23 protein-coding genes and 1 riboswitch are annotated in these 22353 nt (G+C 70.6%); of the genes, 11 read left to right on the top strand and 12 right to left on the bottom strand.

Annotated elements, in window-relative coordinates; genetic code table 11:
• Positions 1-245 precede the first annotated feature (245 nt).
• Positions 246-1724: a replicative DNA helicase gene (gene dnaB / locus AB0E91_RS09880; RefSeq protein WP_361777886.1), complete on the top strand. Its 1479-nt coding sequence runs from the start codon at positions 246-248 to the stop codon at positions 1722-1724.
• A gap of 42 nt (positions 1725-1766) precedes the next feature.
• On the opposite strand, the gene AB0E91_RS09875 is transcribed toward dnaB, so the two are convergent.
• On the bottom strand, positions 1767-2876 hold the full coding sequence (locus AB0E91_RS09875) for an FAD-dependent monooxygenase (RefSeq protein WP_361777883.1): 1110 nt from the start codon (positions 2874-2876) through the stop codon (positions 1767-1769).
• Positions 2877-2947: 71 nt separating this feature from the next.
• Between AB0E91_RS09875 and AB0E91_RS09870 the strand changes: the two genes are divergently transcribed.
• Positions 2948-3628: a TetR/AcrR family transcriptional regulator gene (locus AB0E91_RS09870; RefSeq protein ID WP_361777880.1), complete on the top strand. Its 681-nt coding sequence runs from the start codon at positions 2948-2950 to the stop codon at positions 3626-3628.
• A gap of 65 nt (positions 3629-3693) precedes the next feature.
• Entirely contained in the window at positions 3694-5082 is a 1389-nt protein-coding gene (locus AB0E91_RS09865; RefSeq protein WP_361777877.1) for a serine hydrolase domain-containing protein, read from the top strand.
• A gap of 87 nt (positions 5083-5169) precedes the next feature.
• Here AB0E91_RS09865 and AB0E91_RS09860 read toward each other — a convergent pair whose 3' ends face one another.
• Positions 5170-5622 (bottom strand): GNAT family N-acetyltransferase, encoded by a 453-nt coding sequence (locus AB0E91_RS09860; RefSeq protein ID WP_361777874.1) that lies wholly within the window; start codon positions 5620-5622, stop codon positions 5170-5172.
• Between the two features lie 74 nt (positions 5623-5696).
• Entirely contained in the window at positions 5697-6155 is a 459-nt protein-coding gene (locus tag AB0E91_RS09855; RefSeq protein ID WP_361777871.1) for a MarR family transcriptional regulator, read from the bottom strand.
• Positions 6156-6299: 144 nt separating this feature from the next.
• On the opposite strand from AB0E91_RS09855, the gene AB0E91_RS09850 reads away from it, so the two are divergent.
• Together AB0E91_RS09850 and AB0E91_RS09845 are read left to right on the top strand one after the other, a co-directional pair.
• Complete coding sequence (locus AB0E91_RS09850; protein WP_361777868.1) at positions 6300-7523, top strand: MFS transporter; 1224 nt, start codon at positions 6300-6302, stop codon at positions 7521-7523.
• A gap of 104 nt (positions 7524-7627) precedes the next feature.
• Positions 7628-8050 (top strand): heme-binding protein, encoded by a 423-nt coding sequence (locus AB0E91_RS09845; RefSeq protein WP_361777865.1) that lies wholly within the window; start codon positions 7628-7630, stop codon positions 8048-8050.
• Positions 8051-8121: 71 nt separating this feature from the next.
• On the opposite strand, the gene AB0E91_RS09840 is transcribed toward AB0E91_RS09845, so the two are convergent.
• On the bottom strand, positions 8122-8988 hold the full coding sequence (locus AB0E91_RS09840; RefSeq protein ID WP_361777862.1) for a GNAT family N-acetyltransferase: 867 nt from the start codon (positions 8986-8988) through the stop codon (positions 8122-8124).
• A gap of 347 nt (positions 8989-9335) precedes the next feature.
• Between AB0E91_RS09840 and AB0E91_RS09835 the strand changes: the two genes are divergently transcribed.
• The gene (locus tag AB0E91_RS09835; RefSeq protein ID WP_361777859.1) at positions 9336-10535 is read left to right on the top strand and encodes a globin domain-containing protein; all 1200 of its coding nucleotides are present in this window, start codon (positions 9336-9338) and stop codon (positions 10533-10535) included.
• Positions 10536-10539: 4 nt separating this feature from the next.
• Here AB0E91_RS09835 and AB0E91_RS09830 read toward each other — a convergent pair whose 3' ends face one another.
• From AB0E91_RS09830 to AB0E91_RS09810, 5 genes are all read right to left on the bottom strand, one after another.
• Positions 10540-11022, bottom strand: coding sequence for an NUDIX hydrolase (locus AB0E91_RS09830; protein ID WP_018547584.1), 483 nt, complete (start codon positions 11020-11022; stop codon positions 10540-10542).
• Between the two features lie 88 nt (positions 11023-11110).
• Positions 11111-12010 carry a LysR family transcriptional regulator gene (locus tag AB0E91_RS09825; protein WP_361777855.1) on the bottom strand — a complete coding sequence of 300 codons (900 nt, stop codon included), beginning with the start codon at positions 12008-12010 and terminating at the stop codon, positions 11111-11113.
• Between the two features lie 194 nt (positions 12011-12204).
• On the bottom strand, positions 12205-13353 hold the full coding sequence (locus tag AB0E91_RS09820) for a cystathionine gamma-lyase (RefSeq protein ID WP_361777852.1): 1149 nt from the start codon (positions 13351-13353) through the stop codon (positions 12205-12207).
• Positions 13350-13841, bottom strand: a complete 492-nt coding sequence (locus AB0E91_RS09815) for a low molecular weight protein-tyrosine-phosphatase (RefSeq protein ID WP_361777849.1) — start codon at positions 13839-13841, stop codon at positions 13350-13352. Before AB0E91_RS09815 ends, AB0E91_RS09820 begins: the two co-directional genes overlap by 4 nt.
• A 7-nt stretch (positions 13842-13848) precedes the next feature.
• On the bottom strand, positions 13849-14226 hold the full coding sequence (locus tag AB0E91_RS09810; protein ID WP_361116880.1) for a phage holin family protein: 378 nt from the start codon (positions 14224-14226) through the stop codon (positions 13849-13851).
• 56 nt (positions 14227-14282) lie between these two features.
• Here AB0E91_RS09810 and AB0E91_RS09805 point away from each other — a divergent pair, with 56 nt between their 5' ends.
• The 4 genes from AB0E91_RS09805 (at position 14283) to AB0E91_RS09790 (ending at position 16539) form a co-directional block, all read left to right on the top strand.
• Positions 14283-14600, top strand: a complete 318-nt coding sequence (locus AB0E91_RS09805) for a cupin domain-containing protein (protein WP_361777846.1) — start codon at positions 14283-14285, stop codon at positions 14598-14600.
• Positions 14601-14731: 131 nt separating this feature from the next.
• Complete coding sequence (locus AB0E91_RS09800; RefSeq protein ID WP_361777843.1) at positions 14732-14944, top strand: DUF5326 family protein; 213 nt, start codon at positions 14732-14734, stop codon at positions 14942-14944.
• 273 nt (positions 14945-15217) lie between these two features.
• The gene (locus AB0E91_RS09795) at positions 15218-16003 is read left to right on the top strand and encodes an IclR family transcriptional regulator C-terminal domain-containing protein (RefSeq protein WP_361777840.1); all 786 of its coding nucleotides are present in this window, start codon (positions 15218-15220) and stop codon (positions 16001-16003) included.
• Between the two features lie 98 nt (positions 16004-16101).
• The gene (locus AB0E91_RS09790) at positions 16102-16539 is read left to right on the top strand and encodes an SsgA family sporulation/cell division regulator (protein ID WP_018547576.1); all 438 of its coding nucleotides are present in this window, start codon (positions 16102-16104) and stop codon (positions 16537-16539) included.
• A 142-nt stretch (positions 16540-16681) separates the two neighbouring features.
• Here AB0E91_RS09790 and AB0E91_RS09785 read toward each other — a convergent pair whose 3' ends face one another.
• Positions 16682-18163: a YibE/F family protein gene (locus AB0E91_RS09785; protein ID WP_361777836.1), complete on the bottom strand. Its 1482-nt coding sequence runs from the start codon at positions 18161-18163 to the stop codon at positions 16682-16684.
• 71 nt (positions 18164-18234) lie between these two features.
• Positions 18235-18407: riboswitch (TPP riboswitch) on the top strand.
• Here AB0E91_RS09785 and thiC point away from each other — a divergent pair.
• Positions 18400-20196 (top strand): phosphomethylpyrimidine synthase ThiC, encoded by a 1797-nt coding sequence (thiC, locus tag AB0E91_RS09780; RefSeq protein WP_361777833.1) that lies wholly within the window; start codon positions 18400-18402, stop codon positions 20194-20196. It overlaps the preceding riboswitch by 8 nt.
• Before the next feature lie 30 nt (positions 20197-20226).
• On the opposite strand, the gene AB0E91_RS09775 is transcribed toward thiC, so the two are convergent.
• Positions 20227-21090, bottom strand: coding sequence for a hypothetical protein (locus AB0E91_RS09775; RefSeq protein WP_361777830.1), 864 nt, complete (start codon positions 21088-21090; stop codon positions 20227-20229).
• A 183-nt stretch (positions 21091-21273) separates the two neighbouring features.
• Positions 21274-22338, bottom strand: coding sequence for a metallophosphoesterase (locus AB0E91_RS09770; protein WP_361777827.1), 1065 nt, complete (start codon positions 22336-22338; stop codon positions 21274-21276).
• Positions 22339-22353: the final 15 nt, after the last annotated feature.

The raw sequence follows: 22353 nt of genomic DNA, 5'->3' as shown, positions 1-22353 counted from the left end.
CGTGCACAGGTTTCGGGGAGTTCTCCACAGCATCTGGGCCGTCGTCCACATGGCCTGTGGATAACCAGATTGGCTGAAGGTGCCGGGGGGCCTACCGTGGTCCGGCGCCCCCTCCCCGTCCCGGCCCTGGAAAACGTCGTACACCGACGCGCCGGACCCGGAGCCGGGCCTCTCATTTTGTCAGTGCCGTGCCGTACAAAGAGGCGTGGCGAGGTCCGCTGTGCGGACGGGAGGAGGTGGCTCGGTTGAGCATTTCCGAGCCCTTGGACGATCCGTGGGCCGACAGCGGACCCAGCGATCGTCTGCCCGCCTCCCGCCGTCGCGGCGAGGCCGTCCGCAGCCGTGGTGAGCAGCACGACCGCGGCCGCGACAGCGGCGACTGGGACGGCGGCGGCTCCTCCTTCGAGCGGGTGCCGCCCCAGGACCTGGACGCCGAGCAGTCCGTCCTCGGCGGCATGCTGCTGTCCAAGGAAGCCATCGCCGACGTGGTCGAGATCCTCAAGGGCCACGACTTCTACAAGCCCGCGCACGAGACGATCTATCAGGCGATCCTCGACATCTACGCGAAGGGCGAGCCGGCCGACCCCATCACGATCGCGGCCGAACTCACCAAGCGCGGCGAGATCAACAAGGTCGGCGGCGCGGCGTATCTGCACACCCTCGTCCAGACGGTGCCGACGGCGGCGAACGCCGAGTACTACGCCGAGATCGTCCACGAGCGCGCGGTGCTGCGCCGCCTGGTGGAGGCGGGCACGCGCATCACGCAGATGGGATACGCGGCCGACGGCGACGTCGACGAGATCGTCAACAGTGCCCAGGCCGAGATCTACGCGGTCACCGAGCAGCGCACCAGCGAGGACTATCTGCCGCTCGGCGACATCATGGAGGGCGCCCTCGACGAGATCGAGGCGATCGGCTCGCGCAGTGGCGAGATGACCGGCGTGCCCACCGGGTTCACGGACTTCGACTCGCTGACCAACGGCCTGCACCCCGGCCAGATGATCGTCATCGCCGCGCGTCCCGCCATGGGTAAGTCCACCCTCGCGCTGGACTTCGCGAGGGCGGCCTCGATCAAGCACAACCTGCCGAGCGTGGTCTTCTCGCTCGAGATGGGCCGCAACGAGATCGCGATGCGTCTGCTGTCCGCCGAGGCGCGGGTCGCCCTGCACCACATGCGCTCCGGCACGATGACCGACGAGGACTGGACCCGGCTCGCCCGCCGGATGCCGGACGTCTCCGCTGCCCCGCTCTACATCGACGACTCCCCGAACCTGTCGATGATGGAGATCCGCGCCAAGTGCCGCCGCCTGAAGCAGCGCAACGACCTGAAGCTGGTCGTCATCGACTACCTCCAGCTGATGCAGTCCGGCGGCTCCAAGCGCGCCGAGAGCCGTCAGCAGGAGGTCTCGGACATGTCCCGAAACCTCAAGCTCCTCGCGAAGGAACTGGAGATCCCGGTGATCGCGCTGTCCCAGCTGAACCGTGGTCCCGAGCAGCGCACCGACAAGAAGCCGGCGGTCTCCGACCTGCGTGAGTCGGGCTCCATCGAGCAGGACGCGGACATGGTCATCCTGCTGCACCGCGAGGACGCCTACGACAAGGAGTCCCCGCGCGCGGGCGAGGCCGACCTGATCGTCGCCAAGCACCGTAACGGCCCCACGGCCACGATCACGGTCGCCTTCCAGGGCCACTACTCCCGCTTCGTGGACATGGCCCAGACCTGACCGGCCGGGCGGCTCCCCGCGCCGGGTGCGGCGGTGGCCTGGTCAGCCCGGCTGGAAGAACGCGAGCATCCGCTGAGCCGCGTCGGGCGCCATCAGCATGTCGTGGATGCGCTCGCACTGCCGTCCGATGGCGCCGGTGCGTTCGAACATCTCGCGTTCGTACTCCTTGACGGCGGCGGGGACGTCGTCCGGGTGCGCGGCGAGCGCGAGACCGAGCAGGGCGCCGTCGAGCAGCGCCATGTTGGCGCCCTCTCCCGTCGGCGGCATCAGATGCGCGGCATCCCCGACCAGCGTGACGTCCGGCGCCGACGGCCAGGTCAGGCCCACCGGAAGCATGGTGATCGACCGCGGTACGACCGTGTCGTCGCAGGCCGCGATCAGCGCGGTGAACCGTGAGTCCCAGCCGGGAAGCAGCTCGATCAGCCGCGCCCGGACGGCGGCCGGGTCGTCGAACGGGATCCCGCTGGTGGCGAACCAGTCCTCGCCGGTGTTGTAGAAACTGACGCCGATACGGACGCGGCCGTCGCCGTTGCGCTGCGCCGCCAGGGACAGCCCGTTGCCGAGCACCCAGTAGTTGCCGCGTCCGACCATCGCCGCGAGGTCGGGGTGCGTGCGGTCGATGTCGGGGATGCCGACCTCGACGACGTTCTGGCCGATGTGGACCGGGCGGGCGTCGGTGAGCAGCGGGCGGACTCGGGAGCGTGCGCCGTCCGCGCCGACCAGCAGGTCGTACGGAGCGCTGGCGCCGTCGGCGAAGCGCAGCAGGCCGTTGTCGGCGGACGTGAACGCGTGTCCCCAGCGCACCGTGCCTGCGGGGAGGGAGTCCAGCAGCAGGTCGCGCAGATCGGCGCGGTCGACCTCGGGCCGGGCGAGCGGGGCGTCGTCGGGCGTGTCCTCCTGGAGCAACAGGGTGCCGTCCGGCTGGAGAAGACGCATGTCCTGGCCCTCGCCACGGGCGATCGCGTGGAACCCGTCGATCAGACCGGCCTCGCGCAGCGCTCGCTGGCCGGAGTGGATGTCGAGCATCCCGCCCTGACCGCGCGCGGCACGTGACGATTCCCGTTCGTACACGACCGAATCCATGCCGTTCACGTGCAGCACGCGGGCGAGAGCCAGGCCGCCGAGTCCGGCTCCGACGATGGCGATGGTCATGGTTGCCTCCCCTTCGATACGCCGTATTGATCGATACACTGTATCGCTCGATGCCTTGTACTGTAGGCGGCATGTTGGTGTGGGAGAGGCCAGAGCCGCCGAATCGACCCGTTCCGACCCCGCTGAGCCGGGAGCGGATCGTGGGAGCGGCGATCCGGCTGGCCGACGCGGACGGCCTGGAGGCGGTGTCGCTGCGCAAGGTCGCCGCCGCGCTGGGTGTCGGCCCGATGCGGTTGTACGGCTACATCGACAGCAAGGAAGAGCTGCTCGACCTGATGGTCGACGCGATGTACGCCGAGATCCGGCCGGCCGGAGACGGCTGGCGGGACATGCTGCGCTCCCTCGCCGAAACCACCAGGCAGGCCGCTCACGAGCACGAATGGCTCGCCGATCTGCTCGGCGGGCGGCCGCAGCTCGGGCCGCACGCGCTGGCCAACGGGGAGACCGTGGTGGCCGCGCTGGGCGACCTCGATGTGGACGCCGTCATGCCGGTGGTCGCCGCGGTCAACGCGTACGTCATCGGCGCCGTGCGCCGTGAGATCGCCGAGCGGCGGGCCGAGCGGGCCACCGGTATGGACGAGAAGCACTGGCAGGCCGCGCTCGGGCCCTATCTGATGCGGACCTTCGCCACCGGCCGGTTTCCCGCCCTGTCCACGGTCGTGCGCGACGCCGCCCACCTGGACGCCGACCACGCCTTCCGGCTCGGCCTCGACTGCCTGCTCGACGGTATCGAGGCCCGCACCGCCAGGTGACGCGCGGCCCTCAGGGCCGCATCAAAGAACTCGACGTCTCGCCCTTCAGCGGATGGACTGGGCGCATGACGACATCTCATGAAGAGCTGCTGCCGGGGACACGGCGCGCGCTGTCGCACCGGGTCGCCGTCGCGCAGGCCGAGGGGCGGGCGCCGTCGTTGGTGGCCGCGGTGGTGCGAGGCGGGCGGGTCGTGTGGCAGGGGGCGCGGTCCTCGGTGGAGGGGCACGACCCGGACGGGGACGTGCAGTACCGGATCGGCTCCATCACCAAGACGTTCACCGCCGTCCTGGTGCTGCGGCTGCGGGACGAGGGACTGCTGGACCTCGGTGATCCGTTGGAGAAGCATCTGCCGGGCACCGGTGCCGGTGAGGCGACCGTCGCCGAACTGCTCGCCCACACCGCGGGGTTGGCGGCCGAGTCGCCCGCGCCCTGGTGGGAGCGGACCCCGGGCTCGCTGCGCCCCGAACTGAGCGACGTGCTCGGTGAACACCCCCTGCCGCACCCGGTCGGACGGCGCTTCCACTACTCCAACCCCGGCTACACCCTGCTCGGCGCCCTGGTGGAGGAGTTGCGCGGCGCCCCCTGGGAGCAGGTGCTGCGCGAGGAGATCCTCGAACCGCTCGGCCTCCACCGCACGAGCACCCGGCCCCGGGCACCGCACGCGGGCGGCTGGGCGGTGCATCCCTGGGCGGACGCGCTGCTTCCCGAGCCGTTGGAGGACCTCGGCCGCATGGCGCCGGCCGGACAACTCTGGTCGACCACCGGGGACCTCGCCCGGTTCGCCGTCTTCCTGGCCGAGGGGGACGACCGGGTGCTGAGCGCGGAGTCGGTCCGGGAGATGCGGACGCCCGCCGCTCCCGCCGAGGCCACGGATGTGGCGGACGGGGTCGCCTACGGCCTCGGGATGCAGATCCAGCACCGCGGCGGCAGGCTCCTCGTCGGTCACTCCGGCTCGCTCCCCGGCTTCCTGGCGAACCTCACCATCAGCGTGGCCGATGACGTCGCGGCGGTCGTGCTGGCCAACTGCACGAGCGGCCCGCTGCTCGGGGCGGTGGGCGCCGATCTCGTCCGTATCGTCGCGGAGGCGGAACCGCGCATCCCGGACCCGTGGCGGCCGATGCCCGAAGTGGAGCCGGACGTGCTCGAGTTGGCGGGGCCGTGGTATTGGGGAACACAGGCCTTCGGGCTGCGGGTGTCCGCCGACGGGCTTGCGCTCGGCCCGCTCTCGGGGGCCGGTCGGCGTGCGCGGTTCCGCCCGAACGGCGACGGCACCTGGACCGGCCTGGAGGGTTACTACGCCGGTGAGTTGCTGCGTCCCGTGCGGCGCCAGGACGGGACGCTGAGCCATCTCGACCTCGGCTCGTTCGTGTTCACCCGGCAGCCGTACGACCCGGAGGCGTCGGTGCCAGGCGGTGTGGACGCGGAGGGCTGGCGGGGGAGCGAGCAGGCTTAAACGCGGCGGCAGTTGAGAGGATTCGGCCTTGTTTCACGTGAAACAAGGCCGAATCGTCGTATGCGGGGCTCGGCTGTGTGCGGGTGCTCAGAGGTTCAGCTTGAAGCCCTCATGCGAGGCGGTGAACCCGAGGCGCTCGTAGAAGCGGTGCGCGTCGGTGCGGGCCTTGTCCGAGGTCAGCTGTACCAGGGTGCAGCCGAGGTCCCGTGCCCGGTCGACGGCCCAGCGGATGAGTTCGCTGCCCAGTCCGCTGCCGCGCTGGTCCGCGTGGACGCGGACGGCCTCGATGAGCGCCCGTGTCGCACCCTTGCGGGAGAGCCCGGGGATCACCGTGAGGTGCAGGGTGCCGATCACGCGCCCCTCCAGGACGGCGACCACCAGGTGCTGGTTCGGATCGGCGTCCAGGCGCTCGAACGCGGCGAAGTAGGGCCTCAGGTCGTCGGGTGATTCGCGCTGGGCGCCGAGGGGGTCGTCGGCCAGCATGGCGACGATCGCCGGGATGTCGTCCGCTCCGGCCCGCCGTATGTCCGTCTGTTCCATGATCCCTGACCCTAGGGCCTGGGCCGGCCGGAAAAGCTCGCTTGGCTGGAGCGGGCTGATCCGAAAGGCAGACCCTAGGCGGGTGCGTGCAGGGACTCCACTGCCTTGACCAGGGGCGCCAGTTCGGGCTTCAGGGCGGCTGCGTCCAGTGCCTCGCGCAGGGCGGCGTCGTTGGTGGGGCGCGCCTGCTCCAGCAGCGTCAGTCCCGCTTCGGTGACGTTCGTGTAGATGCCCCGGCGGTCGGTCGGGCACAGGTAGCGCTCCAGCAGGCCCCGGTCCTCCAGGCGGGTCACCAGGCGCGTGGTGGCGCTCTGGCTGAGCACGACCGCGTCGGCCACCTGCTTCATCTGGAGATGGCCGCCCTCGCCGTCGTGCTGGCGGCTGAGCACGTCGAGCAGGGAGTACTCGCGCACGCTCAGCTCGTGCCGCGCCTGGAGCGCGCGCTCGATGTGCGCCTCGATCCTGCCGTGCAGCAGAGACAGCGCGCACCAGCTCTGCGCGAGGGCGGTGAGCGCGGGGTCAGTCGCGGTCATGGGCGTTCTCCTCCGTCCCGAGCGGCCGGGTTCCAGGGTAGAGCATCACTCGCAATATCCAGCGATTGCATTTAACCCGCGTCTGCAACTATTGTCGAGGCGTGCAAAGCGCTCCTGCAATCATCTGGGAAGGTGTACCCCCTCATGCCTCTCGCGCTTCTGGCCCTCGCGATCGGGGCCTTCGGAATCGGAACGACCGAGTTCGTGATCATGGGCTTGCTGCCCGAGGTCGCGGGTGACTTCGGGGTCTCCATCCCCATGGCGGGTCTGCTCGTGACCGGCTACGCCCTCGGCGTGGTGATCGGCGCCCCGCTGATGACCGTCCTCGGCACCAAGGTCTCGCGCAAGCGGATGCTGATGATCCTGATGGGGCTGTTCATCGCCGGGAACCTGCTCTCCGCCGTGGCCCCGGTGTTCGGGCTCATGCTCGCCGGGCGCGTGGTCGCGTCCCTCGCCCACGGCGCCTTCTTCGGCATCGGCTCGGTCGTCGCCGCCGACCTGGTGGCCCCGGACAAGAAGGCCGGCGCCATCTCGATGATGTTCACCGGCCTCACCGTCGCGAACGTGGTCGGGGTGCCGCTGGGCACGCTCGTCGGCCAGCAGGTCGGCTGGCGGGTGACCTTCGCCCTCGTGGCCGCGCTGGGCGTGGTCGGCCTCCTCGGTGTCGCCAAGCTGGTGCCCGAGATGCCGCGCCCCGAGGGCGTACGGCTGCGCCACGAGCTGGCCGCCTTCAAGAACGCCCAGGTCCTGCTCGCCATGGCGATGACCGTCCTCGGCTTCGGCGGAGTCTTCGCGGCCGTCACCTACATCGCCCCGATGATGACCCACGTCGCCGGTTTCGCCGACGGCTCGGTGACCTGGCTGCTCGTCCTGTTCGGTCTCGGCATGGTCGGCGGCAACCTGGTCGGCGGCAAGTTCGCCGACCGCGCCCTGATGCCGATGCTGTACGTCTCCCTGGGTGCCCTGGCCGTCGTCCTCGCGCTGTTCACGCTGACCGCGCACAACAAGATCGCGGCCGCCGTGACCATCGCCCTGATCGGCGCCCTGGGCTTCGCGACCGTCCCGCCCCTGCAGAAGCGCGTGCTCGACCAGGCGCACGGCGCCCCGACCCTGGCCTCGGCCGTGAACATCGGCGCCTTCAACCTGGGCAACGCCCTCTCCGCGTGGCTCGGCGGCGTCGTCATCGCGGCGGGCTTCGGCTACACCGCCCCGAACTGGGTGGGCGCCGCCCTCGCGGCCGCCGCACTGGTCCTCGCCTTCCTGTCGGCCGCCCTGGAGCGCCGCGACGGTACGGCCGGCACCACGGACGCCCCCGAAGCGGCCACCTCCGACACGGCCGTCACGCGGCGGGCGGCCGTCCACCACTGAGTCCGCCCCTTCCCGACCACCCGACGGCCGTCGATACCGGAGGCATCACACCTGCCTCGGTCCGCTCGGCAGTACCTCAGAAAGATCCAAGGAGAACCCCCACCATGAGCACCACCACCGTCACCCCGCTCACCACCGACGACGCCGAACTGCTCATCGCGACGGCGCGGCGCGCCGCCGAGGACGCCGGAGTCACCGTCAGCGTCACCGTGCTGGACGCGGGCGGCCACCTGCTCGCCTTCCGCCGGGACGACCGGGCGGTGCTGATCTCCGGCGAGACCAGCACCCGCAAGGCCTACACGGCGCTCCAGCTGAACGCGCCCACCGCCGACCTGGTCGACGCAGTGCAGCCCGGCGGCCTCTTCCACACGCTGCCCACCGCGCTCGACCGGCCCCTGCTGTTCATCGCCGGTGGCATCCCGGTCCACCGTGACGGTCGGCTCATCGGCGCCATCGGCGTCGGCGGCGGCGCTCCCGACCAGGACCACGGCTTCGCGACCGAGGCCGTGCGCGCTCTCGGCGTCTGACCGAGCCGCCACGACGTGACGCATGCGGGCCCCCGGCTGGAGACAGCCGGGGGCCCGCATGCGTCGTGTGATCAGCCTGCGGCCACCGTCAGCGGCGCGAACCGTCGCGTCCAGTCCCCCGGCAGATCGGCGATCCCACGGGTCATGACGGCGTTGACGGCCACGGGCTCCAGACCCCGCTCCCTGAGCCAGGAGCGCAGTTCCTCGTGGCGCATGTCGATGTCGGTGCGCAACGGGCGATCGGTACGGGCCGCGAGCGAGGTGACGAGTGCCTTCGCCGTCCCCGTGTCGCGGGCGATCAGCGGCCCCACCACATGCGTGTCCATGTTGGGCCAGGCGGCGGCGTAGCCCGTGATCCGTCCCGCCTCCTCCGCCACGCGCAACTGGTCGGCGAACGCGGGCAGGCGGGTGATGAGCGGGGTGCGGTCGGTGCCGAACACCTCCGCGTCGAGCCGGAGGATCGCGGGAAGGTCCTCGGCGGTCGCGGCGCGGGTCGGGGTCGGCTCCGGCGCCCCGGACGGGACGAAGTCGCCCATGAGCATGTCGGCGTGGCCCACGACCTTGAAGCCCAGCTCCTCGTAGAGCGGCCGGCCCATGGGTGTGGCGTGCAGCGTCAGCGGTGTGGTGCCCGCGGCTGCCATGACGTGCCGCAGCAGGCGCCGCCCCACGCCTCGGCGGGCATGGCGCTCGGCGACCAGGACCATCCCTATGGCACCGAGGTCCGGGTTCCCTTCCGGGCCGTACTCAGTGACGACACAGGCGGCCACGAGGCCGCCCTCGGGGTCGTCGATGCCGTATCCCTGCCCGGCGGTGAGGAGCAGGCCCCACTTGTGTTCCTCGCGCTGCCACTGCCGGTTCTCGGAGAGGTCGGCGCAGTAGGTCACGTCGCGCGGCCCCAGACGGCGGATAGGAAGGGTGGTGAGAGAAGGCGTCGGCACGTGGGTCAGGGTGTCGGATCGGTGGCGTGGCGTCCACCGGTTTGGGGAAAGCCCGACCCGGCTCTCATACGTCCGAGCGACCGGGGCGTATGACTGTTTCACGTGAAACACGAGCCCTTGAGTGGTAGCAGCTCAAATCCTCTGCTCTGTCCGTCACTTGAGGAACGAACAGCGTAACCGGACGAAGGTCCCGAAGAACCGCTTTTTCGGGTACATCGTCGTGGCACCCGAGCGCGGTGGAAGGCTGCGGAACGAGTGCTGTGGGTCGGTCCGCCCCGCCGGGGACACGCGCGCTTCCCGCCGGGAGAGCGTCCGCCGACCGTGGATGTTCGAGGCGAGGGCACACCATGGACGCTCCGGCCGTCATGTCGGGGGAGAACGGGACACCGGGCGACGAGCGGGGGCGCCGACCAGCGGAATCCGTCGAGGCGGCATCCCCGGACGCGCTCCTCGTCCGCCGCACGCTGGCCGAGATCGCGCCCGTCGCCGACAAGGTCACCTCGTATTTCTACGCGCTCCTCTTCGTCCGCCATCCCGAGCTGCGTTCGCTGTTCCCGCCCGCGATGGACACCCAGCGGGACCGCCTGCTGCGGGCGCTCCTCACCGCCGCCGAGCACATCGACAACACGCCCGTCCTCGTCGACTACGTGCGCAACCTGGGCCGCGGACACCGCAAGTACGGGACGCTGGACGCTCATTACCCCGCCGTGGGCGCATGTCTGATCGGCGCCCTGAGCGTGCATGCCGTCCGGACCTGGACCCCGCAGGCCGAGGCAGCCTGGTCCCGCGTCTACGCCGCCCTCTCCCAGGTGATGATCTCCGCCGCTGCGGAGGACGCGGTCGATGCCCCGCCCTGGTGGGGAGCCGAGATCGTCGCGCACGACCTGAGGACCCCGGACATCGCGGTCCTCACCCTGCGCCCGGACCAGCCCTACCCCTTCCGCGCGGGTCAGTACACGAGCGTGGAGACGCCTTGGTGGCCTCGCGTCTGGCGGCACTTCTCCTTCGCCTCCGCGCCACGTGCCGACGGACTGCTGACCTTTCATGTGCGGGCCGTTCCGGCCGGTTGGGTGTCCAACGCGCTGGTGCATCGGGCCCGCCCCGGAGACGCCGTACGCCTCGGGCCGCCGGTCGGCTCGATGACCGTCGACCACACCGGCGACGGCGGCCTGCTCTGCCTGGGCGGCGGCACCGGCATCGCACCCATCAAGGCCCTGGTCGAGGAGATCGCCGGACATGGCGCGCGCCGCCCGGTCGAGGTGTTCTACGGTGCCCGCGCCAACCGCGACCTGTACGACATCGACACGCTGCTGGGGCTTCGGGCGCGCCACCCATGGATCTCGGTGCGGCCCGTCATCGACTGGCAGGACCGCCGCCGACTCCCCGACGTCCTCCGGGCGGGCGGCCCCTGGCACGGGTACGGCGCCTACCTCGCGGGGCCGCCCGGCATGATCCGCAGCGGAGTCGCCACCCTGCGCGCCCTCGGTGTCCCGGACGCCCGCATACGGCACGACCCGGTGGAGGACATGGTCGGCATCGGCTCCTGACCGGCTATCCGAGGTCGGGCGCGTGCATGGCGCGTACGCCCTCGATGTTGCCGTCCAGGTAGTGGCGCAGGGACAACGGGACCAGGTGCACGGAGGCGATGCCGACCCGGGTGAACGGGATACGGACGATCTCGTACTCACCGGCCGGTGCCTCGACTTCGGGGCCGTGGCGCAGTGAGGTGTCCATGGACTCCAGGCGGCAGACGAAGAAGTGCTGCACCTTCACCCCGGTCGCACCACCGTCCTCGCCGATGTGTTCCACGGTGTCCACGAAGCAGGGGACCACGTCGGTGATCTTGGCGCCGAGTTCCTCGTACACCTCGCGGTGCAGGGCGTCCACGACGGTCGGGTCGGCGGGCTCGACCCCGCCGCCGGGAGTGACCCAGTAGGGATCGACTCCTGGCTTGGTGCGCTTGATCAGGATCAGGTCGTCACCGTCCAGGAGAACGGCTCGGGCGGTGCGCTTGACCACGGGTCGGACGGTCATGGGAGAAATGTGGCCCGGCTTGTTCCACGTGAAACATCGCGAGGAGCCACTACCGGGGCGCACAGTGTGACCTGTGTCGCACGGGGGCTCAACACCACCGCGCTGCCGCCCGCTGAAGCCACTCGTGCGCCCGCGCCACATGCGGCAGGGCGAGCGAGCCGGTGCGCACCACGAGGAAGTAGGTGCGCAGGGGCGGGACCAGCGGATCGTGCAGCAGGACGATCTCCTCGCGCTCCAGCGCCGGTCCGCACAGATAGCGGGGCAGCACGGCCAGCCCGGCCCCGGCGCTCGCGCAGGCCAGCACCGCCCGTAGATCGGGGACGATCACCGTGCCCGCGGCGGCCGGACACGAGTCGAAGACGGAGGCCCAGTAGCGCGAGACGAAGGGCAGCGACTCGTGCACCTCCACGACGGGCAGGTTCCCCAGGGCGGGCGCCCCGTCGAGCGGCAGCGCTCCGATCCGCTCCGCCCAGTGCGGTGAGGCGACCAGCACATGCTCCTCGTCGCACAACGGGCTCGCGGTCAGCAGGGCGCCGCGCGGCCGGGCCGTGCTGATGGCAAGGTCGTGATGGCCCGCGGCCAGGCCCTCCAGGGTGTCCTCCGCCGTGCCGAAGGAGGCGCGGAGCGCGAAGCCCTGGCCGTCACGTGCCGCGAGCTCGGTGAGGGCGGGCAGCGCGCGTTCTGCGGTGAACTCCGGAGGCCCGGCCAGGTGCAGGGTTCGCAGCGCGGACTCCTCGTCCAGGCCGCTCTCGGCGATCTCCACCAGGGCGTCGAGGTGCGGTGCCGCCTTGTGTGCGAGTTCGTCGCCGATGGTCGTGGGCGTCACCCCGCGCGCCTGCCGCAGGAAGAGCGGCCGTCCCAGCTGGCGCTCCAGCGTGCGGATCTGGGAGGTCACGGCCGGCTGGGACAGGCCGAGCAGCGCGGCGGCACGGGTGAAGGAGCCGGCCCGGTGCACGGTGACGAAGGTACGCAGCAAGGCCAGATCCATGGCGGGTCCTTCCCTTCCCTGCCGTCTCCGGCCCCCGGGCAGGACCCAACTATAAATAAGTCGATAGGTCTCTGTCGTTACCGTGATTGGACACTGACGCAGAGTCAACTAGCCTTGTCCGCACGGTTCTTCGCGCGCAGAACCGACGCGGTCCGAGCCACGAGGGGGGAGGCTCGGACCGCGACCATTCCGTCTCAGTCCGCGGACTCGTCCAGCGCCCGCAGCACGTCAGCCACCAGGTCCTCGGGGTCCTCGGCGCCGACGGACATCCGGACGAAGCCCTCCGGTACCGCGTCCCCGCCCCAGCGTCCGCGCCGCTCGGCGGTGGAGCGCACCCCGCCGAAGCTCGTCGCGTCCTCGACCAGACGGAGCGCCGCGAGGAAACGCTCGGCACGCGCGCGCGTCGGCAGCGTGAAGGAGACCACGCAGCCGTAACGGCGCATCTGCCGGGAGGCGATCGGGTGCGCCGGGTCGTCCGGCAGGCCCGGATAGCGCAGGCCGGAGACGTCCGGATGTTTCCGCAGCGCCTCGGCCAGCAGGAGCGCGGTGGCGTTCTGGCGGTCGGCGCGCAGCGCCAGCGTGGCGATCGAGCGGTGCGCGAGCCACGCCTCCATGGGCCCCGCGATCGCCCCGACGATCTTGCGCCAGCGGCGCACGGCGGCCATGGCCTCGCCGTCCCGCCCGGCCACGTAGCCCAGCAGGACGTCCCCGTGGCCGGTCAGCTGCTTGGTGCCGCTGGCCACCGAGAAGTCGGCGCCCAGCTCCAGCGGACGCTGTCCGACGGGCGTGGCGAGGGTGTTGTCGACGGCCACCAGGGTGCCGCGCGCGTGGGCCGCTTCCACGAGCCGCCGGATGTCGCAGACGTCGAGGCCCGGGTTGGACGGCGACTCGATCCACAGCAGCCGCGCGCCGTCCAGGACCTCCAGCTGGGCGTCCCCGCCGGTGGGCGCGGTGCGTACCTCGATGCCGTACGCCTCCAACTGCTCGCGGACCAGGGGGAAGACCTGGTAGCCGTCGGAGGGCAGCACGACCGCGTCGCCGGAGCGCAGCTGGGAGAAGAGCACCGCGGAGATCGCGGCCATGCCGGAGGCGAAGACCAGCGTCTCCACGCCGTCCTGGCCGGGCGCCTCCAGCTCGCCGATGGCGCGCTCAAGGAGCGTCCAGGTCGGATTGTCGTCGCGGCCGTACGCGTACGGTCCCGTGACCTCGCCCGGCAGATGGAAGTGCGCGGCGAACACCGGTCCGGGCAGGGTGGGTTCGTGCTTGACCGGCTCGGGCAGTCCGGCCCGTACCGCGCGCGTGCCGTCGCCGGTGCGGTCCGGGTGTGCGGTGGCGTCGCTCATGCGGGGCGTTCCTCCAGGTGTGCGCGTACGGCGGCGAGCAGTCCGTCGCTCGCCCGTTCCACCATCTCAAGGCACTCCTCGAAGCCGTCCCGGCCCCCGTAGTACGGGTCGGGCACGTCGAGGTCGTCGCCCGCCGCGGGGTCGTAGGAGCGCAGCAGGCGGACCTTGCGCGCGTCCTCCCCGGTCGGCGCGAGACGGCGCAGGGCCTTGAGGTGGCCGGTGTCGAGGGCGATCACGAGGTCGAGCGGGGCGAACCACGACGGCTGGAACTGCCGGGCGGTGTGCACGGTGCCGTAGCCGTGCTCGTCGAGGACCGACACGGCGCGCGGGTCGGCGTCGTCGCCCTCGTGCCAGCCGCCGGTGCCGGCGCTGTCCACCTCGATCAGGTCCTCGAGCCCGGCCTCCGCGACGCGCGCGCGGAGGACCGAGGCGGCCATCGGGGAGCGGCAGATGTTGCCGGTGCAGACGAAACAGACGCGGTAGGTCATGGCGTGCTCAGTCCTCGTCGGGCAGGACGAGGTTCAGCGCCCAGGAGACGACGGAGATGATCAGACCGCCGAGCACCGCGGTCCAGAAGCCGTCCACGTGGAAGCTCAGGTCGAGCTGTCCGCACACCCAGGAGGTGAGCAGCAGCATCAACGCGTTGACGATCAGGGTGATCAGGCCGAGCGTCAGGACGAACAGCGGGAAGGTGAGGACCTTCACGATCGGCTTCACCAGGAAGTTGACCAGGCCGAAGATCAGTGCGACCACGATCAGGGTGCCGATCTTCTTGCCCGTGTTGTCACCGGTGAGGGTGATCTTGTCGAGCAGCCACACGGCGACCGCGAGGGCGGCCGCGTTGGCGAGCGTCTTGACTACGAAATTCTTCATGTGTCTGATCGTGGCAGACGGGGTCGACGGTGAGCAGTGGGGCGAGGACGGCGGAGATGAAGGCATTCCGGCTGGACGAACTGGAGGCGGAGCGCGCCGCGAACGACGGCGCCTACCTCCAGTTCCTGCGGGAGCGGAACATGTCGGTGGGGCTGTACGCCCTCGACGCGGGCTCCCACGACCCTCAGCAACCGCACGGCCAGGACGAGGTGTACTTCGTCGTCAGCGGGCGGGCGTCGATCACGGTGGGCCTGGAGACCACCGAGGTCGCGCGGGGCAGCGTGGTCTACGTACCCGCCGGGGTGGCCCACAAGTTCCACCACATCAGCGAGGATCTGAGGGTCCTGGTGGTGTTTTCTCCGCCTGAGGCGTGAGGGTCGGTCTCAGGGTTCCCTAGGGGGCGGTTCAGGGGAGGACAAGGGGTGCGCGGCCCCCGCCGGAGCCTCTCGCGGCCCTAGCATCGAGGGCGGGACATCGATTACTGCGAACGTAAAGGACGAGGGCAATGCGAGAGATCTTCGCGGGGCTGCCGTGGTGGGTGAAGTGGGTCGCGGTGCCGGTCATCGCGCTGGTCGTCTTCGGCGGCCTGATAGCGACCGTGATCGGCTTCCTGATCGGTCTGCTGTTCAAGGTCCTGCTCTTCGTCGCCCTGGTCGGCGGACTGATCTACATCGTGCGGAAGTTCATGTCCAACTCCTCGTCGCGCAGCGACTGGTGACGGACGCGGGAGCCGGTGGGCGGTAACACGGAACACCGGTTCCCTCGGGGGAGGGAAGTTTCCCGGCGTACCGTCCGCGCGCGGTGGTGGACGGTTAAAGTCCGGAACTCTCGTGGGGCCCGGCCCCACGGGTGGCACGCCTCCTCGCCCGTGCCCACCGAGCACGGGCCGCCCCCATCCTCGCGCTTCGGGAGTCACCCCTTGGCCACGGTCGACACCGCCCCGGCAGGACCCCACGCACCGCCCGCATCGCGCCGCTCCTGCGCTCCCCCGATGCAGCGGCCGAACGGCCCGGCAGCCCGGGACAAGCACTCCGCGACCCTCATCGGGTCCGTCCAGCGCGCGATGCGGCTGCTGGAGACCGTCGCGGCCCACGAGTACGGCGCCCCGGCCAAGCAACTCGCCCGCGAGACCGGCATCGCCCTGCCCACGGCGTACCACCTGCTGCGAACCCTCGTCCACGAGGGCTATCTGCGCCGGGAGAAGGGCCTGTTCTTCCTCGGGGAGGCCGCCGACAGGCTGAGCGCCAATGCCGCCGAGCAGAAACGTCGCAGCACTGTGGCGGGCACCCTCGAGCAATGGCGCGATTCCATCGGTGTGCCGGTGTACTACGCGATGTACCGGGACGGCGAGATCGAGGTGCAGTGCGTCGCCGAGTCGCGGGAGGCACCGGCGGTCGAGGAGTGGGCCGACTTCCGCGAGACGGCGCACGCGCACGCGATCGGACAGTGCCTGCTCTCGCAGCTGGACGAGGAGTCCCGCCGCGACCACCTGGCCCGCTACCCGGTGCGGTCGATCACGCCCTACACCGTGCGGGACAACGGCGCCCTGCTGCGGCGGCTGGCCCGGGTCGAACGCATGGAACCGGTGGTGGAGCGTCAGGAATACGCCCTGGGGGCGGTTTGCGCGGCGATTCCCCTCACGATGGGCACCACGGCGGCTACGATCGCGATCTCACTGCCCGCCCACCAGGCCGACCGGCTGATGCCCGCGACACAGCGGCTGCAGGCCGAGATCGGACGTCATCTCGGGGCGTTCGCGCTTTCTATCAGCATCTGAAAACTCACTCCTTGTGATCTGTTGTGTACTTTCAGCTAGATTTGGGCATGGTCCGGGGATTAATCCCAGCCAGTCGATGTCATACGACGGGGTAGGCGATGCGCGAGTCCGTACAGGCAGAGGTCATGATGAGCTTTCTCGTCTCGGAGGAGCTCTCCTTCCGCATTCCGGTGGAGTTGCGCTACGAGACGAGCGATCCCTACGCGGTGCGGCTCACCTTCCATCTGCCCGGCGATGCCCCGGTGACCTGGGCCTTCGGGCGCGAGCTGATGATTGACGGGGTCGGCCGGCCGTGCGGTGAGGGAGACGTGCACATCGCGCCCGTCGACTCCGAGGTGCTGGGCGAGGTGCTGATCCGGCTTCAGGTCGGCAGTGACCAGGCACTGTTCCGCTCCTCCGCGCCGCCGCTCGTGGCCTTCCTGGACCGTACGGACAAGCTGGTCCCGCTCGGTCAGGAGGGAGCGCTGGCCGATTTCGACGCCCACCTCGACGAGGCGTTGGACCGCATCCTGGCCGAGGAGCAGAGCGCCGGCTGAAACCACGGGGGGCGGTGGGCCGTTCGCACACAAAGGGCCGCACGAACCTTGCAGAAACGCTTCTGCGGGGCTCGTGCGGCCCTTTGCCGGTTCCCCGGCGTCCATCCCCCGATGACCGTCCCCCAGTGCGTGACCCGCTCTCTCACCGCCTCCGGCGCCGCCCTCGCCCGCCGCGTGCCGCTGCCGCCACGGCCGCCGGGGCAGGGTTGCCCGGTTCGGGCCGGTCGGCCGAGACCACCAGGGCGGCGAGGGCCGTGGTGACCGGCACCGAGGCGACCAGGCCGATGGAGCCGACCAGCGTGCGCACGATCTCCTCCGCCACCAGTTCGCTGGTGGCCACGGTGCTCACGCTGCTCTGCGCGATCGAGAACAGCAGCAGCAGGGGGAGCGCGGCGCCCGCGTAGGCGAGGACGAGGGTGTTGACCACGGAGGCGATGTGGTCGCGGCCGATGCGGATGCCCGCCCGGTACAGCCCCCGCCAGCCCATCGAGGGGTTGGCCTCGTGCAGCTCCCAGACGGCCGAGGTCTGGGTCACCGTCACGTCGTCCAGCACACCGAGCGAACCGATGATGACGCCGGCCAGCAGAAGGCCGCTCATGTCGATCGAGGGGTAGAGCCCGTGGATCAGCCCCGTGCTGTCGTCCGTGTTGCCGGTGAGCGCGGCCCAGCCGATGAACTGCGAGCCGAGGAAGCCGATCAGCATCAGCGAGACGAGCGTGCCGAGCACCGCGACCGATGTCCGGGCGGACAGCCCATGGCACATGTAGAGCGCGATCAGCATGATCGCGCTCGATCCGACCACGGCCACCAGCAGGGGATTCGACCCCTGGAGTATCGCGGGGAGGATGAACATGGTCAGCACCAGGAAGCTGACGGCCAGCGCGACCAGCGCCATGACGCCGCGCAGCCGGCCCACCACCACGACGGCGACCGCGAAGATCCCGGCGAGCAGCGCCATGGGGAACTGCCGGTTCACGTCGGTGACCGCGTACTGCAGATCCTTGGGTGCCGAGGGCTCGTAGGCGACCACGACCTGCTCGCCCTGGTGCAACTGCCGTGTCTGGTCGGGCTGGACGATCTCGGTGAAGGTGCGGCCCCGGTCCTTCCCGGTGTCGACCCGGACCGTCGCCTTCTTGCAGTCCCGCTTCCCCTCCTGGGCCGCCGAGCCCGCTCCGGAGGAGGCGTTGTCGCCGAGGGACGAACCGCCCGAGGCGTTCACGGACTTGCAGCTCACCGACAGGACCCGGGTGACCGTGGCCTGCTGGGTCTGGCGGTCGAAGCCGACCCCGGAGCGCTCGTGCGGCGGGGCGCCGCCGGGCCAGAGCACCACGAGTCCGACCACGACGGCGGCCGTGAACGGGATGAGGATCGCCGCGATGACCTTGCGCAGATGCCGGGACACCGGGGCCGCGGGGCCATGGCTGTGCGAGTGGCCGTGACCGTGATGGCCGTGACCGTGGTCCGGTTCCTGGCCGTCGCCGGAGCCGGAGTGGTGCCCGTGCGCGTCTCCGGGGCCACCGCCGGAGCCCTGTCCGCCCCCTCGGCCGGGGCCGTCGCCCTGTCCGGGGCCGTGCCGATGGGGCGGCCCGGGCGGTGGGTAGGGAGGCTGATGTGTCGTGGTCACCGTCCGATCATTGCAAGAACGACCGAGGCCCACTGTCCTTCACGTCACAAGGGGCGCTAGCGTGGAGGCACCTTTGCACACGCGGGAGCTCGGAGCACCGGGCTGAGAGGGCGCTGACCTCCGTCTTCGCGATGTTTCACGTGGAACGTGGTTCCACCGGACCATCTGCGGACGGAAATCGCTGCGTCGACCGCCGAACCTGTTACCGGGTAATGCCGGCGTAGGGAGTAGGTCTCATGACCAACAAGGACGCACGCACGCCTGCCTCCACGCAGAACGCGACGAACGGGTCGCCGGACGCGGAGGCCGGGAAGTCCAACGGCTGGCACAAGGCGTACATCGCGGGCTCGCGCCCCGATGTGCATGTGCCGGTCCGTCAGGTGCACCTGACCAACGGGCGGTCGGTCACGCTCTACGACACGTCGGGTCCGTACACCGACCCCGCCGTCCCCACCGATGTCCGACGGGGTCTGACCCCGCTGCGGGAGAACTGGATCGTCGCCCGGGGCGACACCGAGGAGTACGCCGGTCGTCCCGTCCGGCCCGAGGACGACGGAATCAAGCACACCTCGCCGCGCGGCGGGCTGCGGAACCTGGACGCGGTCTTCCCCGGACGCCCGCGGCTGCCGCGCCGGAGCCGTGACGGTGGCGCGGTCACCCAGCTCGCGTACGCGGTGCGGGGCGAGATCACGCCCGAGATGGAGTTCGTGGCCCTCCGCGAGAACGTTTCTCCGGAGGTGGTCCGCGAGGAGATCGCCGCCGGTCGCGCGGTGCTGCCGGCCAACGTCAACCACCCCGAGATCGAGCCGATGATCATCGGCAAGCGGTTCCTGGTGAAGGTCAACGCCAACATCGGCAACTCCGCCGTCACGTCCTCCATCGAGGAGGAGGTGGAGAAGATGACCTGGGCGACCCGCTGGGGCGCCGACACGGTCATGGATCTCTCCACCGGCCGCAACATCCACACCACGCGCGAGTGGGTGCTGCGCAACTCCCCCGTGCCGATCGGCACGGTGCCGCTCTACCAGGCCCTGGAGAAGGTGGACGGCAGGGCCGAGGAACTGACCTGGGAGATCTACAAGGACACCGTGATCGAGCAGGCCGAGCAGGGTGTGGACTACATGACGGTCCACGCGGGCGTGCGGCTGCCGTACGTCCCGCTGACGGCGAACCGCAAGACCGGCATCGTCTCGCGCGGCGGCTCGATCATGGCGGCCTGGTGCCTGGCGCACCACAAGGAGTCGTTCCTGTACGAGAACTTCGAGGAGCTCTGCGAGATCCTCGCCGCCTACGACGTCACCTACTCGCTGGGCGACGGTCTGCGGCCCGGTTCCATCGCGGACGCCAACGACGAGGCGCAGTTCGCGGAATTGCGCACGCTCGGGGAACTCAACCGCATCGCCAGGCGTTTCCACGTACAGACGATGATCGAGGGCCCCGGTCACGTCCCGATGCACAAGATCAAAGAGAACATCGACCTTCAGCAGGAGATCTGCGATGAAGCCCCGTTCTATACGCTCGGCCCGCTGACCACCGACATCGCCCCGGCGTACGACCACATCACCTCCGGTATCGGCGCGGCGATGATCGCCTGGTGGGGGACGGCGATGCTCTGCTACGTCACGCCCAAGGAGCACCTGGGCCTGCCCAACCGGGACGACGTGAAGACCGGCGTCATCACCTACAAGATCGCCGCCCACGCGGCGGACCTCGCCAAGGGGCATCCCGGCGCGCAGGAGTGGGACGACGCGCTGTCCGACGCCCGCTTCGAGTTCCGGTGGGAGGACCAGTTCAACCTCGCCCTGGACCCGGACACGGCACGGGAGTTCCACGACGAGACGCTGCCCGCCGAGCCCGCCAAGACGGCTCACTTCTGCTCCATGTGCGGGCCGAAGTTCTGCAGCATGAAGATCTCGCAGGACATCCGGCGCGAACACGGCGGCAGCAAGGCCGAGATCGAGGAGGGCATGGCGCGCAAGGCCGAGGAGTTCGCGGCCACGGGCAACCGGGTCTATCTGCCCATCGCCGAGTGACAGCCGGGTGACGCCGGGGACGGCCGGCGTCTACTCCGGCTGATGCTCGGGTCCGCCGAAGTCGGGGCTCGTGTAGTCCGGGCTGGAGAAGCGCGGCCGGTCGGAGACCGGTCCGTCGTGCGGGCTGCTGAAGCCGGGGCGGTCGTAGCCCAGGCGCGGCATCCTTCCGGTCGGGGCGGCGGGCTGGGCCGGGTACGGGGTCACCGCGCCCGGCCGGTCCAGGGCCTCCCTGAGGAAGGGCAGGATGCCGCGCTCCAGCAGGGCGTCCCGCCAGGCGGCTCTGGCCTCGGCCACCGCCCGGTCGGCCTCGTCGTAGGCACCCGCCTCGGCGGTCGCCTTGTTGCGCAGGGCGGTGAGCAGCAGCCCCACGGCGGCGACCAGGATCGCGGCGGCGGTCACGGCGCCGAAGACCCAGCCCGCCGCTATCAGGGTCCGGGCGAAGGCCTGACCGGGGACCAGCACCTTCAGGAGGTAACCGACGAGCAGGAATATGGCGGCCGCGGTCCCGGCGAGGACGGGTGCGAGCACGGCTATCACCGCGATCGCGCCCGCACCGGCGGTCTCGGCTGCCTCCCCGAGCGTCGTCGCGGCGAGGCCCAGCGTGCCCGGGCCCGGGTCGGCGGAACCGGCCTCGGCCTGGGATTCGGGGGACGGCGCCGGGTGGCGCAGTTCCTCGCGGACCTTCACGTAGTGCTGGTACTCGGTGGCCGCGGCGGCCGTGATGAGCACGATGGCGCCCAGCGCCATGGTGCGCAGTTGTTCGGGGTTGAGCCGCTGACCCATGGCGGACAGTTCCGGGCGTTGTGGCGCGGAGCGCAGCGCCTCATCGAGGAGCCGCTCGAATTCCTGGCGGTCCTCGTTCAGCAGGTGCTGCGGAACGCTGTTCATGTGCATCCCCCGATGCTCCGTAGGGCTGGGGGCTCGCATGGCGGCGAGCCGTCGGGCAGAAACGGAGGGGAGCCTGCTACGGATAAACCGATGGTAGAGCCGTCAAGGCTCAAGGTGACAGGGGGTTGTCGGAAATTGAGGCCCGGTCCGGTGTCCGGCCGACCCGGACCGGTTTAGTCGGCCCAACCCTCAGGCGTCCAGGGGGAGTTGCCGGACCAGCAGCTTTCCGGCCATGGTCACGCCGCCGTCCATGGCGATGGCGAGTCCCTCGGCGTAGACGTGCGGTCCCTCGACGTGCGGGCGGCTGTCCTCCTCGTCCTCCTCGGAGCCGACATGGCCGAGCAGATAAGGAATGGGGCTGTGGCCGTGAACGACCCGGGTGCCGCCGTACGTATCGAGAAGGGAGCGCACGGCGTCCGCGCCGCCCTCGTCGCGGAACGAGAAGCGCTTGGTGAACTTGCGGAACAGGTCCCAGACCTCGTCCACGCTGTTGCGCGTCAGGGTCTCGCGGACCGTGTCGTTGACGGCCTCGATCGAGTCGCCGTAGTCGAGATAGGCGGTGGTGTCCGAGTGGAGCAGCAGATAGCCGTCGGCCGACTCGACGGCGTCGAGGCGTGCCATCCACTGGAGATGGTGGTCCTGGAGGCGGTCCATGTCGGTCTTCTGGCCGCCGTTGAGCAGCCAGGCGGCCTGGAAGGTGGCCGTGCCCGCGCTGGAGTGGACCGGGGTGTCGCCGAACCGCTTGGCGCCCAGGAGCAGCAGTTCGTGGTTGCCCATGAGGGCCTTGCAGTAGCCGCCGGCGGCGGCCGCCTCGGCGGACAGCCGCATCACCAGGTCGATCACGCCGATGCCGTCCGGACCCCGGTCGGTGAAGTCGCCGAGGAACCAGAGCCGGGCGGTGCCCGCGCACCACTGGCCCGCGTCGTCGATCAGTCCCTGCTCGCGCAGGGCGGCGAGCAGCTCGTCCAGATAGCCGTGGACGTCGCCGACGACGTACAGCGGGCCGGGGCCCGCGTTCTCCCGGGGCGCGTGCGCGGCGTCCGGGTCGACGGGGAGCTGGATGGTGTCGCCGCGCTGGATGACGGGCAGGTCGCGCTGGGTGGGCGTGTAGCCGTCGGGGAAGTCCTCGTCGGCCGGGACCACGTTGCCGGGATGCGGATACGGACCGGTCTCATGGACGTACGCGGGCACCCGGAAGTCGCGCACCGTCTCCGTGCGCTCCACCTCGGTCCCCTGACCGGCCCCCTGAGTCATCAGACCCCTCCACCA

The organism is Streptomyces sp. NPDC026659, assembly GCF_040638245.1.
Lineage (GTDB): Bacteria > Actinomycetota > Actinomycetes > Streptomycetales > Streptomycetaceae > Streptomyces.
This window is presented reverse-complemented; position numbering and strand designations above follow the sequence as displayed.

What these genes read in the sequence shown, in the direction of transcription:
- AB0E91_RS09815 (WP_361777849.1), bottom strand. Translation starts at nt 13,841, where the DNA reads ATGACCTACCGCGTCTGTTTCGTCTGCACCGGCAACATCTGCCGCTCC.
- AB0E91_RS09855 (WP_361777871.1), bottom strand. Translation starts at nt 6,155, where the DNA reads ATGACCGCGACTGACCCCGCGCTCACCGCCCTCGCGCAGAGCTGGTGC.
- AB0E91_RS09775 (WP_361777830.1), bottom strand. Translation starts at nt 21,090, where the DNA reads ATGCACATGAACAGCGTTCCGCAGCACCTGCTGAACGAGGACCGCCAG.
- AB0E91_RS09875 (WP_361777883.1), bottom strand. Translation starts at nt 2,876, where the DNA reads ATGACCATCGCCATCGTCGGAGCCGGACTCGGCGGCCTGGCTCTCGCC.
- AB0E91_RS09770 (WP_361777827.1), bottom strand. Translation starts at nt 22,338, where the DNA reads ATGACTCAGGGGGCCGGTCAGGGGACCGAGGTGGAGCGCACGGAGACG.
- AB0E91_RS09805 (WP_361777846.1), top strand. Translation starts at nt 14,283, where the DNA reads ATGAAGGCATTCCGGCTGGACGAACTGGAGGCGGAGCGCGCCGCGAAC.
- AB0E91_RS09830 (WP_018547584.1), bottom strand. Translation starts at nt 11,022, where the DNA reads ATGACCGTCCGACCCGTGGTCAAGCGCACCGCCCGAGCCGTTCTCCTG.
- AB0E91_RS09790 (WP_018547576.1), top strand. Translation starts at nt 16,102, where the DNA reads ATGCGCGAGTCCGTACAGGCAGAGGTCATGATGAGCTTTCTCGTCTCG.
- AB0E91_RS09825 (WP_361777855.1), bottom strand. Translation starts at nt 12,010, where the DNA reads ATGGATCTGGCCTTGCTGCGTACCTTCGTCACCGTGCACCGGGCCGGC.
- AB0E91_RS09870 (WP_361777880.1), top strand. Translation starts at nt 2,948, where the DNA reads ATGTTGGTGTGGGAGAGGCCAGAGCCGCCGAATCGACCCGTTCCGACC.
- AB0E91_RS09835 (WP_361777859.1), top strand. Translation starts at nt 9,336, where the DNA reads ATGGACGCTCCGGCCGTCATGTCGGGGGAGAACGGGACACCGGGCGAC.
- AB0E91_RS09845 (WP_361777865.1), top strand. Translation starts at nt 7,628, where the DNA reads ATGAGCACCACCACCGTCACCCCGCTCACCACCGACGACGCCGAACTG.
- AB0E91_RS09795 (WP_361777840.1), top strand. Translation starts at nt 15,218, where the DNA reads ATGCAGCGGCCGAACGGCCCGGCAGCCCGGGACAAGCACTCCGCGACC.
- AB0E91_RS09850 (WP_361777868.1), top strand. Translation starts at nt 6,300, where the DNA reads ATGCCTCTCGCGCTTCTGGCCCTCGCGATCGGGGCCTTCGGAATCGGA.
- thiC (WP_361777833.1), top strand. Translation starts at nt 18,400, where the DNA reads ATGACCAACAAGGACGCACGCACGCCTGCCTCCACGCAGAACGCGACG.
- AB0E91_RS09860 (WP_361777874.1), bottom strand. Translation starts at nt 5,622, where the DNA reads ATGGAACAGACGGACATACGGCGGGCCGGAGCGGACGACATCCCGGCG.
- AB0E91_RS09810 (WP_361116880.1), bottom strand. Translation starts at nt 14,226, where the DNA reads ATGAAGAATTTCGTAGTCAAGACGCTCGCCAACGCGGCCGCCCTCGCG.
- AB0E91_RS09820 (WP_361777852.1), bottom strand. Translation starts at nt 13,353, where the DNA reads ATGAGCGACGCCACCGCACACCCGGACCGCACCGGCGACGGCACGCGC.
- AB0E91_RS09800 (WP_361777843.1), top strand. Translation starts at nt 14,732, where the DNA reads ATGCGAGAGATCTTCGCGGGGCTGCCGTGGTGGGTGAAGTGGGTCGCG.
- AB0E91_RS09865 (WP_361777877.1), top strand. Translation starts at nt 3,694, where the DNA reads ATGACGACATCTCATGAAGAGCTGCTGCCGGGGACACGGCGCGCGCTG.